We start from the raw sequence: 11,562 nt of genomic DNA on the forward strand, positions 1-11,562 counted from the left end.
ATCATTCTATCATAAAATTAACATATAATTCTGTACAATTAGAGTTTTAATTTCCTCATATGAATATCGGCATTTCAATAAATACTGATACTATGATATGCTCATTAATCCCAATATCCCGGATCCTCCATCCGAAGCTCCTCAACAACATCTTCTAAGTCTGCAGGAGTAATTGTATGAATCGGATAATCTTTAGCTGTCTGTTGCGCTTCTTCGTAAAAAAAACGATTGCTGCCAGGATACTCATCATGGATTAAAATTAAACAGCCATCGCTTTTATCAACAAGCCACATGTTCTTAGCTTTAAATTGAAATGAACCTTTATAGTCACCCTTATAAAGCGGCTGATAAAAGTCTGCAGCGATACTAATTTCCTGGTACTGCTGCTGCATTTGTTCCGGCCAGCGGTTTTCCTGATTTTCGAATGGCGGAATTACACCAATTTTTATATCATAAATTTCTTGCAGTTCAAGAACGACTTCTGCTGTCCACAATTCAACTCCCATTTGCCCAGAAATGATCACCCATTCTAATCCTTCCTCAATAAATTCTATCAGTCTTTTTCTAATTGCAGCCCTGATAAATTTAATTCTTTCGTCATCAGGCTTAAAAATACTTAGTTCCATTGGTTTATAACCAGTAACTGCCACTATTTTCATATGTAGTCGATCCTCATTTCAGCTAAAATAAAGAGCTGGTAAACACCTACCAACTCTTTATTAAGATTAACACCATTTATGCGGTTGTTTCCAGTTGTTCATGGCTTGCGGTTGATGGAATGCTGGTTTCATGCATTTACCATGATGACCACCCTGATTCATTATCCCCGCAACTTGATTTGGAGCACCCGGACTCATTGCCCCTGCGACCTGATTCGGACTCTCCGGACTCATTGCTCCTGCGACCCCTTGCGGCGGGGATGGTACATTAAATGCTCCCCCAAATTCGTCTACACTGTTGAATGTATTTTGTACAGATGTAGAATGTGGATATACATGCCTATTTCTAGTTAAGTGGTGATTTCTAACTGTTGTATGGGAAGGATGTACATGCTCCACCACATCCTCTGTACAACAGTCAACAACATTTTGTCTTACTGGATGGACAATACGTCTTGGACAGCCGCAATTACGACCGTGCTGATGCCTCATATAAAAGCCCCTTTCTTGTGATAGGTTCACTAATAACCTATGACAGATGTCCGCAGTATGTATGAGGCACCTACCTATTTTAAAATATTCTTTTATGATATACTATTCTGAAAAGGAGGGGAAATAATGGATAATACTATTGCAAAAGCTATACAAGATGACTATCCAGATGATTTTTCGTGGTGTTATGGATGTGGGAAATTGAATGAAAATGGGCACCGCTTCCGGACAGGCTGGCAAGGTAAAAACACGATAACCATATATACACCAAAAAATGAGCATACTGCACTGCCTGGTTTTGTTTATGGCGGATTGATCGCCTCCCTTATTGACTGTCACGGTACTGGCTCGGCTTCCCTTGCACTACATAGAAAAAACGGTCATGAACCAGGGGACAGCGCAGAACCCCCGCGCTTTGTAACAGCATCATTACATGTAGATTTTATCAAACCAACACCACTTGGCATTCCGTTAAAGGCTGTGGGCACAATAGAAGAAATTCATCCTAAGAAATTTAAAGTACATACAGAGGTTTTTGCAGATGGGAAGGTTTGTGCAAAAGGGGAAGTTATTGCCGTTGTCATGCCAAGCACGTTTATGGATAACTAAATTAATTAAGCGCATGTTTTCTAAAATATACATGCGCTATTCAATATTACACAAATCATTTATTCTAAAAAGCTTACAAATGCTGGTCCAAAATGCAGGCTCCCAATTTACCTAGCAACACCGGAATCCGATGCACGTTCTCCAAGTTTGTGAGCTTCAATTCGCTCAATAAATCCCTTACATCTTAAATAAACAAATTGGAAAATAGGACTTTGAACAAATGTAAATATAAACGTAAAAATAAAAACCGGACCACCTAGTAACAGGCCAATCACTAAAACACTGCTTTCCGTAATAATTCTTACTCTTCCGATAGGTGCGCCAAGCTTATCTGAAATCGATAGCATAAACCCATCCCGGGGACCGGAACCAACTCCTGCCGCATTATAGATGCCGCCGCCAACTCCCATAATAATTATTCCCGCTACCATGATTAAGATATCAATCCATGAATGTGCTGCTTGCGGCAAAAAGTCCAGCCATAAAAAGAAATCGACGCACGAACCAACTAAAAATGCATTTAAAAAAGTACCTAATCGTATATAGCTTTTATCAAGAATCCATGACACGGTGACCAATATCATTCCGCAAACAATATTCCATGTTCCTATTGTAAATCCTATTTTTTCATATAGTCCTACATTTAGAACGTCCCATGGATGGATACCTAAATGCTGCACATTAATGGTTACCGAAATACCAAAGCTAAAAAAAATAACCCCCAATACAAAACAGGGCCAGCGAATAATACCAATCATAGACATCCTTCCTTCGTTCATTACAATTAAATCTAATAATAGAATATAATGAGGACTAAAGCAATATCCAATAATTTGTCACTTCATAAAAGAAAAACGCAAACGATTTAGGTAACCAAATCCGTCGCGTTGTATATATTTTCCTATGCATTGAATTGAAATTGCGCTGTAACATTTGCAGCAATCATAATTTGCCCCGGCTCAATTGTTGTGGCAGAACTCTTTTCCGCTGTAGCAAACGTTTGAAAGGCAACTGGTCGCTCGTTAAAATTTTCAACAATTTTTATCGGATATGGGTCCAAATTTACTTGCAACGTTTCAGCAATTGTTTCGGCTTTGGCGGTTGCATTTTCCAAAGCGGCACTTAAGGCTTGCTGATAATAGTTATCTTTGTCATCCACGGTGAATTCGATATTCGACACACGATTCACCCCGTTTTGTACAGCTGCATCGATAATTGTTCCCGCTTGATTAATTGAGTTAATTGTTACACTAAGTGCATGCGTAACCTCATACCCTCGAAATACTTGTTTTCCATCAACATAATCATATTTTGGAAAAATGTTGTAAGAAGCTGTTTGGATATTTTCTCTTGGAATTCCTAACTGCAGCAGTGATTGTATAACCTGATTAATCGTATTGGCATTCTCCTGTTGCGCCACCTTTAGTTCATCATTCTCCGTAACAACTTCCAATTGAATCGTTACCACATTCGGTTCAACAGACAGGCTCGCATTTCCTGTGACAGTCATTACACGAGATTCGAGCTGTTCCCTATATTGAGGTATATATGGATAGAACAATTTCATTCCGCCTTTCTTAAGGTCATAGTAGATAATATGCCTAAATGGCAAAAATGTTTAAAGGCTTAAGCAGTACAAAGAAACATTTGGAATGGATAGCTATAATAATTAGTTGATTTAATAATAAGGGATTTCAAACTGTTAGAAAAAAATATCCCTCCATCTTTTTAAATGAAGGGATTAATTGTGGACCATTCCTATGTTCTACATATCATGACCAGCATTATGTTTTTGTCTTGAGTGATTCTTATTTTTGACCTTTTTCGATCCTTGTAAAGGTTCCCCATAGGATTGCTGCGGTGCTAGCGGCAAATCAGGCATTTCTTGTTGCTTAGGACCTTTTCGATTTTTCGACTTGGACATCTTCATCCTCCTTTCCATTAGGGATAGCTTTTGGAAAGGAATAATGATTTATACGTTCATCCAACGCGCTGCAAATGAGTATCTTTGAAGTCAGCAGGATATTTTAAGCCGTATCCTGCTGTCCGGTCCATACCAATATGTGCAACCCAAATAATTCCAATTGCTAATAACAAGTTATTCGCAATTATCAGCGCTAATAGTATCAAAATAATTGGTACTATATAGGAATGAAAAATATTATATACAATTGCACCGGTTCTTTTGTCAACTGCATAGCCAAACATTGATAAATCAGGGCTTAGCAGTAGTATGAAAAACATAATCCAGCTAAAATCGAATCGTGCATAAAAATAGATACTCAATATCAAAACTGCTAAGCCTTCGATATGTAACAAAATCTTACTAATTGAAATCACCTCGATTAAAATTTTTAAAATATGCTAGAGTTTCATTCTCTTCACCAGGCTCATACAAGTTCAGTTGTTTAATCACCTCTGAGGCAAATTCAACATAAGCAGAAGCCGTACTCGTAATAATATTCCCATGAACTGTTACATCATCTTTTTGTTTAAATATCCAATTATGAATGTGCTGAACATCATTTTCTGCCGGTGATAACGATGTTGAAAATGGTACGTTCTCCAAAATCCCTGCTTTTGCTGCTAAACCAGTCCCAGCACATATTGCAGCAATCCATTTATCTTTTTCATGAAATGCACGAACAAGATTGAGCAAAGCTTCATTGGTCATTAAATCAAAAATTGGACCTCCTGGTATGGCAAACAACTCATAGGAATCCACATGATCAATTTCGGAAATGAGTTTATGTGGCTGAAAAAGAAACCCAGATTCACCTGTTACAATTTTTTTCTCAGAATCAATCGTAAACGTCTCAATCTCATAATTTTTGCTTTTTAAAAAGAAGCTTAATAAATTTATTTCAAATTCTGCAAAACCATCGTATATAAAAAAAAGTGCCTTATTCATAATTTACCTCCCTATTTTTAAAGCTTATAAGTGAAGTAAATAATTTTCAAATAGCATACTATCGCCCCTTTGGAGTTTAGTTTATGTCTTAAACCTATTAACATCATAACAAATATTCCTAAAATTCGACAAAATATTTTCGCACCATATAAAGAATTTAATAACATGCTGCTTGATTCCATATTAGTCCTTAGTTTTAATTATCCTCTTTATTCTCTCATCTTTCTCGTCCTCATCCACATACTCAAAAATGCCAAGGCGATTTCCCCATGGATCACCGAATGTTGCCCATTTAACAGGAACCTCTTTCCTAGAAAAGATTTCGAAGTGTTCAATATGTAATTCATTTTCAAGGCGATTTCGTTCCGCCACAATATCAACTACGCCTAAACGAATCGGACCGCTTCCCTCAGCAGGTTCACCCTCAGCCAGCTGCAGCCAGCAATTTGGGATGATCTCCCATTCAGCAAATCCTTCGTGAGGTTTAAAATCTGGCTGCCTGTTAAAAAATGTCTGATACCATTTTTGACCTTCATTAATATTCGTAACACGTACCTGGACTGTCATTTCATGTATCATTGTTTTTCATCTCCCATATGTAATATTCTTTTTTCCATCATAACACCATTTTCATGAAACTAAATTAGGTGTAAAATCGTATAAGTGTTTACAAGAATATAATAGGAGGTGAATACAGATGATTGAGCTATTGTATGACTTACTTGGTGAGATCTCCCCACTTTATTTTTACATTAGCATTGTCCTGTCAATGATTTGTGCCTATCGTTTCTTTAACATGGACATGCACAATACATTGATGGACAACAATATATATACAAGAGAATCACATGCAAGTAAAATACAATTACTGCCAAAACGCGAACCAATTGGAGAAATTCCTGAGATTCATAAATGGATTACAAATACGACAAAGCGTATAGATGCACCTGATGACGATTCTGACAACGATTCCTTCTCGTTTATAAATAAAGAGAAAATTAATCGAGGAGGACAACAATGCAAAATCGTACTGTATTCACATTTTTCAAGAAATATAGCTTTACCGGGATTATCTTAATCATTTTTTTAACTGGGTGCTCTGGGGCTTCAAATAACCCAATAACAGAAGATTCACCCGGCTGGTTTGATCATTATTTTGTTTTAACATTTTCCAATTTCATAAAAGGTTTAGCATCCTTTTTAGGCGATGATTATGGATTATCCATTATTGTAATTACGCTATTTATCAGACTAGCGATCATGCCATTTATGCTAAAGCAAATGAAAAATTCAAGAGAAATGAAAGAAAAAATGGATATCATCAAACCCGAAATGAATGAAATCAAGGAAAAATATAAGGATAAAACGGATGCAGATTCCAAGATGAAGATGCAGCAGGAAATGACACAGCTATATCAAAAACACCAATTAAACCCAATTGCATCGATGGGCTGTCTGCCAATGATCATTCAATTTCCAATTCTGATCGCGTTTTACTACGCAATTAGGAGAACACCGGAAATTGCGTCACATAACTTTTTGTGGTTTAACTTAGGTTCTACCGATATCCTATTAACAATAGTCGCTGTCGTGGTTTACTTTTTGCAATTCAAAGCTACCCAATTAGGCATGGATCCGAAGCAAAAGAAGCAAACAGCCTTCATGGGGTTAATTTCGCCGATCATGATCGGTATCGTATCCTTTAACGCACCGGCTGCCCTGCCATTATATTGGACAGTTGGAGGTCTATTCTTAATTGGTCAAACACTGATTTCCAGAAAACTGCATCCAGCAAAATAAGAAAAAGCTTCCTGGTCACCTGATCAGGAAGCTTTTTGCAGTTTTAATGAATATTTTGGATATTTCCGTTAAGCAAGCTTAGTTATTTTGTAATCAAAGATTAAATATTGCGATAACATCAAAATCATGATACATTACTCAAATAATGTAAATCCTTTACCATTAAATATCGAAGAAGCAAATACATTATCACAACAATTAAAATTACTGACTATAAAGCTACAATGCTCTCTATATGCTGGGAAATTCAAAGGAGGATCTTCCATGTCTAACCCAATAGAAATACGGCAGCTTACAAATTTAGAAGAATTAGCTGAGATGCAACAAGTAGAGGAATCTGTTTGGCATATGCCTCCTACCCCAATCCATCAAACGTATACCGCCCTGAATCATGGTGGTGTTCTTTTAGGTGCTTACGATGGAGGAAAAATGATTGGATTCATCTATAGCTTTGCTGGATTCGATGGAAATGATCCATATCTCTGTTCACATATGCTTGGAATTTTACCAAACTATCGTAAAGATGGGCTCGGGATGAAAATGAAATTGAAACAAGCGGAAATCTCAGCAAAAATGGGGTATCCAATGATGACATGGACATTTGATCCTTTAGAAAGCCTAAATGCGTATTTGAACTTACACAAACTTGGTGCCATTGGTGCACATTATAAAATAGATCATTATGGCTCGATGGACGATGGACTTAACCAAGGACTGCCGACTGACCGTATTCAAATTGAATGGCATTTTAATAGGACAACATACCAGGCAATTGATTTTGATGAAGCTAAGTTATTGCTTAATATCGATAAGGATGGCTATCCAATCACCATTAAAGAAAATATTGATTCTGCTAATGATGTCTGGTTTATTGCCATTCCAGAAAAATTTCAAACGATAAAGCAACAGAATCCGCAGCTTGCCAGAGAATGGCGTTTTGAAACGAGAAAGGTTTTTCAGGCATTATTTTCAAAAGGATTTCAAGCAATAGACGTTGTTCGAGATGAATCCAATCCAATTAGCTATTATTATTTTTCTAAATAACGGAGGATAACAAAAATGACTATTCCTATCAAGCAAATAAAGCTGCACAAATTGGAAATGCGCTTAAATGACCCGTTTACAACAAGTTTTGGTACATTTCAAGATAAGGAGTTTTTTATTACCGAGGCAATTGATGATGATGGAAACCGCGGATTTGGCGAATCAGTTGCTTTCTCAAGCCCGTGGTACAGTGAAGAAACGGTACAAACAAGTCTGCATGTCATAGAAGATTTTTTAATAAAAATATTACAGGAAAATGAAATTAGCCATCCCGATGATGTATCCGGCCTATTTTCCTCAATTAGAAGAAATAACATGGCTAAGGCAGCACTTGAAGGGGCCATCTGGGATCTTTATGCCAAACGTAAAAAGATTCCGCTTGCTCAAGCACTCGGCGGAACAAAAAAGGAAATTGATGTAGGCATAAGCATTGGAATTCAGCCAACCGTAAAGGACCTGCTTCATACAATCGATCATTACGTTCAGGAAGGATATAAGCGCATTAAGATAAAAATAAAACCTGACCGGGATATAGATGTTCTTCGTGAGGTACGAGCCCATTATCCTGATCTTCCAATTATGGCAGACGCTAATTCTGCGTACACATTAAACGATATGCATCATCTGCAGCAGCTGGATGAACTAGATTTAATGATGATTGAGCAACCATTGGAACATGATGATATTGTTGATCATGCCAAATTACAGGCAGCACTGAAAACACCTATTTGCCTAGATGAAAGTATCCATTCCCTTGCTGATACAAAAAAGGCAATACAATTAGGCAGCTGTAAAATTATTAACATTAAAATAGGCCGTGTAGGAGGACTAACTGAAGCAAAACGAATTCACGATTTCTGCAAGGAACAAGGTATCACCGTTTGGTGTGGCGGGATGCTTGAAGCTGGAGTCGGACGCGCGCACAATATTGCATTGACCACATTGCCACAGTTCATTTTACCTGGAGATACTGCGGGTTCCTCACGTTATTGGGAGAGAGACATCATCCAGCCTGAAGTAATTGTAGAAAATGGTCTAATTAAGGTACCAGATAGGCCCGGCATCGGCTACGAGATTGATGATGTGGCATTGGAAAAATACACTGTTGCTGTAAAGACGTTTGACTTTTAAACAAACATGAAGCGAGGCAGGAGGTGCCCCACCCCCTCCTGCTAGCTATTATTAAGTTAAAGTATTACTCCCACGTTTTGTCCAATTTATCTGCATAAAATTGAATAGCCCGTTTATATTGCTGAACATTGGGATTGCTTGAGGATGCTGCAATACATGTTAGCAATATTTCCATTGCGGCTCGATGTTCTTCACTATTTATATCTAACCCCCATAATTTTATCTATTATAACAATTACCATTCGGATAATGGAATAGTTTATTGACACCCTCACTAACATTCGATACACTGCATATAATTAATATTCAAATGATCATTTGAATGAGGTGAACACATGCGCAATCAGGTTAAATCTATATCAGATACATGTGATGTAAGTTGTTATAACGAAGAAGTTGTTGAAAACATCCAGCCTGAAGTAAAACGCGTTGAGGGTGTTGAGTTACTATTTAAAGCACTGTCAGACGCGACAAGGCTAAAGGTGGCATATGCGCTTACGCTTGAGGAAGAACTTTGCGTTTGTGATGTCGCAAATATTATCAGGTCAAGCAATGCAACCGCCTCACATCACCTGCGAACATTGAAAAATATGAACATCGCAACAATTAGACGAGATGGAAAACGCATTTTTTATTCACTAGTAGATGAACATATCCATCAGCTCGTGAACATCGCTCTAATTCATGCAGAGGAGGATTAACATGAGCGAGGAAAATACGTATCGGTTACAGGGACTATCCTGTACAAATTGTGCCGCTAAATTTGAAAAAAACATTCAGCAGATATCTACTGTTAAAGAGGTTGAATTAAACTTCGGTGCATCTAAGCTTAAGGTTAAAGGTCAAGTTACTGTTGAACAATTAGAAGAAGCCGGTGCATTTGATAGTATAAAAGTATATGAAGAATCGGTGCGGCCAACTGAAGATTCTACACCATTTTGGAAAAAAAGCACGAATCTGCCTACTTTTATAGCATTATTTTTCATTATTATCGGATACACATTTCTTTTCCAATTGGATGAGCAGCATATACTTACGATTAGCAGCTTTCTCGTAGCAATAATCGTTGGGGGATCAATTCTTTTTAAAGAAGGATCTAAAAATTTGGTTCATCTTGATTTTGATATGAAAACACTCATGACAATCGCTATCATTGGTGCTGTTCTAATTGGTAAATGGGCAGAAGGTGCCGTAGTTGTTTTCCTATTTGCTCTTAGTGAAGCATTAGAAGGCTATTCCATGGAAAAAGCACGGCGCTCCATTACATCTTTAATCAATATTGCACCTTCTAAGGCACTTATCAAAAGAAATGGTGAGTTTGTGAGTGTTTTAGTAAACGATATTACAATCGGCGACATTATGCTGGTAAAACCAGGGAATAAGATTGCGATGGACGGTCAAATCGTAAATGGTGGATCAACTATTAATCAATCATCCATCACAGGAGAATCCATCCCTATTTATAAAACTGTTGGTGATGAAGTATTTGCGGGAACACTTAATGAAGAGGGTTCATTGGAAGTTCGTGTCACAAAATATGCTGATGATACAACAATCGCAAAAATTATTCACTTAGTTGAAGAAGCACAAGCGGAGAAAGCACCGACACAGAAATTTATTGACCGTTTCGCCAACTTTTACACACCTGCCATCATGCTTATTTCATTATTAGTTGCAATAATCCCACCATTACTTTTCGAAGCTTCCTGGTCTGACTGGGTATACCAAGGACTTGCTGTGCTTGTTGTCGGTTGTCCATGCGCTCTCGTAATATCAACACCAGTTGCGATTGTAACCGCTATTGGCAATGCAGCACGTAATGGCGTATTAATCAAAGGGGGCATTCACTTAGAAGAAACCGGTCGACTGAAGGTTGTAGCTTTTGACAAAACAGGAACATTAACAAAAGGTACACCTAAAGTAACTTCGATAATTCCGATGGCAGACCATTCAGAAGAAAAAGTTCTATCAATCGCTGCTTCCATTGAACATTTTTCACAGCATCCTTTAGCATCTGCAATCACGAATGCCTTTAAGAAAAAAGGGGTTAAAAAAATAACTGCAGAGAACTTCCATTCAATAACTGGAAAAGGTGTAACAGCTGCAATTGATAAAACGAATTATAAAATTGGCAGTCCTTCCCTTTTCGAAGACCATCCTAGCTTTTCGGATAATCTTTTAGAAAAAATAAAACATCTGCAGTCAGGTGGAAATACTGTTGTACTCTTAGCAAGCGAAAAAGAGATTATTGGTCTGTTTGGAATTGCTGACCAGATTCGTGAAGGTACACAATCTATCATAAAACAACTGTATCGGATCGGGATAAAACAAACTGTCATGTTGACTGGAGACAATCAATTAATTGGAAATTCAATAGGAAAATCAGCAGGTATTACAAATATAAAAACCGATTTAATGCCTGCTGATAAACTAAATGCCATACATGAACTGCAGCAGCAACATGGACATGTGGCAATGATTGGCGATGGTGTGAACGATGCTCCCGCTCTAGCCACCGCAACCGTTGGGATAGCAATGGGCGGCGCCGGAACGGACACAGCACTTGAGACAGCTGACATTGCCCTAATGGGAGACGACCTAAAGAAATTGCCTTACACAATTGACTTAAGTTGCAAAACATTAAAGATAATCAAGCAAAATATCGGTCTGGCATTTGGATTAAAACTAGCAGCCTTAGCATTAACCATACCTGGATTGCTAACATTATGGATTGCCATAATAGCCGATATGGGGGCAACTTTAATTGTTGTATTGAACTCATTAAGGCTAATTCGATCCAGGTTTTAATAAAAAATTGCAGTTTCTTGAAATTCCCTTGTATTTTTATCCTGAGTTTTACAGTAAAATCACACAATAACACCCCTCCATCTCTTGGTACATATAAGGGGAAGGGGT

At 37.7% G+C, this 11,562-nt stretch carries 15 protein-coding genes; 7 read left to right on the plus strand and 8 right to left on the minus strand.

The genetic code is table 11. The features are described 5' to 3' along the window. Positions 1 to 104 precede the first annotated feature (104 nt). Positions 105 to 659, minus strand: coding sequence for an SLOG family protein (locus IEV74_RS15755; RefSeq protein ID WP_188456334.1), 555 nt, complete (start codon positions 657 to 659; stop codon positions 105 to 107). Between the two features lie 66 nt (positions 660 to 725). Further along, the gene (locus IEV74_RS15760; protein WP_188456335.1) at positions 726 to 1,151 is read right to left on the minus strand and encodes a spore coat protein; all 426 of its coding nucleotides are present in this window, start codon (positions 1,149 to 1,151) and stop codon (positions 726 to 728) included. 126 nt (positions 1,152 to 1,277) lie between these two features. Between IEV74_RS15760 and IEV74_RS15765 the strand changes: the two genes are divergently transcribed. Further along, entirely contained in the window at positions 1,278 to 1,760 is a 483-nt protein-coding gene (locus IEV74_RS15765) for a PaaI family thioesterase (protein WP_188456336.1), read from the plus strand. Between the two features lie 107 nt (positions 1,761 to 1,867). Here IEV74_RS15765 and IEV74_RS15770 read toward each other — a convergent pair whose 3' ends face one another. From IEV74_RS15770 to IEV74_RS15795, 6 genes are all read right to left on the minus strand, one after another. Continuing rightward, on the minus strand, positions 1,868 to 2,518 hold the full coding sequence (locus tag IEV74_RS15770; protein ID WP_188456337.1) for a YczE/YyaS/YitT family protein: 651 nt from the start codon (positions 2,516 to 2,518) through the stop codon (positions 1,868 to 1,870). A gap of 143 nt (positions 2,519 to 2,661) precedes the next feature. Next, positions 2,662 to 3,270, minus strand: coding sequence for an SIMPL domain-containing protein (locus tag IEV74_RS15775; RefSeq protein WP_229683218.1), 609 nt, complete (start codon positions 3,268 to 3,270; stop codon positions 2,662 to 2,664). Positions 3,271 to 3,525: 255 nt separating this feature from the next. After that, positions 3,526 to 3,684: a small acid-soluble spore protein P gene (locus IEV74_RS15780; RefSeq protein ID WP_099157529.1), complete on the minus strand. Its 159-nt coding sequence runs from the start codon at positions 3,682 to 3,684 to the stop codon at positions 3,526 to 3,528. A gap of 56 nt (positions 3,685 to 3,740) precedes the next feature. Then, positions 3,741 to 4,091, minus strand: coding sequence for a DUF4260 domain-containing protein (locus IEV74_RS15785; protein ID WP_188456349.1), 351 nt, complete (start codon positions 4,089 to 4,091; stop codon positions 3,741 to 3,743). Next, on the minus strand, positions 4,087 to 4,671 hold the full coding sequence (locus IEV74_RS15790; protein ID WP_188456339.1) for a DJ-1/PfpI family protein: 585 nt from the start codon (positions 4,669 to 4,671) through the stop codon (positions 4,087 to 4,089). Before IEV74_RS15790 ends, IEV74_RS15785 begins: the two co-directional genes overlap by 5 nt. Before the next feature lie 183 nt (positions 4,672 to 4,854). Beyond that, positions 4,855 to 5,250 (minus strand): VOC family protein, encoded by a 396-nt coding sequence (locus tag IEV74_RS15795; protein WP_188456340.1) that lies wholly within the window; start codon positions 5,248 to 5,250, stop codon positions 4,855 to 4,857. A gap of 118 nt (positions 5,251 to 5,368) precedes the next feature. Here IEV74_RS15795 and IEV74_RS15800 point away from each other — a divergent pair, with 118 nt between their 5' ends. The 6 genes from IEV74_RS15800 (at position 5,369) to IEV74_RS15825 (ending at position 11,454) form a co-directional block, all read left to right on the plus strand. After that, complete coding sequence (locus IEV74_RS15800; protein ID WP_188456341.1) at positions 5,369 to 5,749, plus strand: hypothetical protein; 381 nt, start codon at positions 5,369 to 5,371, stop codon at positions 5,747 to 5,749. Continuing rightward, positions 5,689 to 6,471, plus strand: a complete 783-nt coding sequence (yidC, locus tag IEV74_RS15805) for a membrane protein insertase YidC (RefSeq protein ID WP_188456342.1) — start codon at positions 5,689 to 5,691, stop codon at positions 6,469 to 6,471. The genes IEV74_RS15800 and yidC overlap by 61 nt, the downstream gene beginning before the upstream one ends. A 264-nt stretch (positions 6,472 to 6,735) precedes the next feature. Then, the gene (locus tag IEV74_RS15810) at positions 6,736 to 7,515 is read left to right on the plus strand and encodes a GNAT family N-acetyltransferase (RefSeq protein ID WP_188456343.1); all 780 of its coding nucleotides are present in this window, start codon (positions 6,736 to 6,738) and stop codon (positions 7,513 to 7,515) included. A 15-nt stretch (positions 7,516 to 7,530) separates the two neighbouring features. Then, positions 7,531 to 8,646, plus strand: coding sequence for an o-succinylbenzoate synthase (gene menC / locus IEV74_RS15815; protein WP_188456344.1), 1,116 nt, complete (start codon positions 7,531 to 7,533; stop codon positions 8,644 to 8,646). A gap of 335 nt (positions 8,647 to 8,981) precedes the next feature. Further along, positions 8,982 to 9,347, plus strand: a complete 366-nt coding sequence (locus tag IEV74_RS15820; RefSeq protein ID WP_188456345.1) for an ArsR/SmtB family transcription factor — start codon at positions 8,982 to 8,984, stop codon at positions 9,345 to 9,347. Between the two features lies 1 nt (position 9,348). Beyond that, the gene (locus IEV74_RS15825; protein ID WP_188456346.1) at positions 9,349 to 11,454 is read left to right on the plus strand and encodes a heavy metal translocating P-type ATPase; all 2,106 of its coding nucleotides are present in this window, start codon (positions 9,349 to 9,351) and stop codon (positions 11,452 to 11,454) included. The last annotated feature ends 108 nt before the right edge of the window (positions 11,455 to 11,562 follow it).

This window comes from Virgibacillus oceani (genome assembly GCF_014638995.1).
In the GTDB taxonomy this organism is placed as follows: domain Bacteria; phylum Bacillota; class Bacilli; order Bacillales; family Amphibacillaceae; genus Virgibacillus_E; species Virgibacillus_E oceani.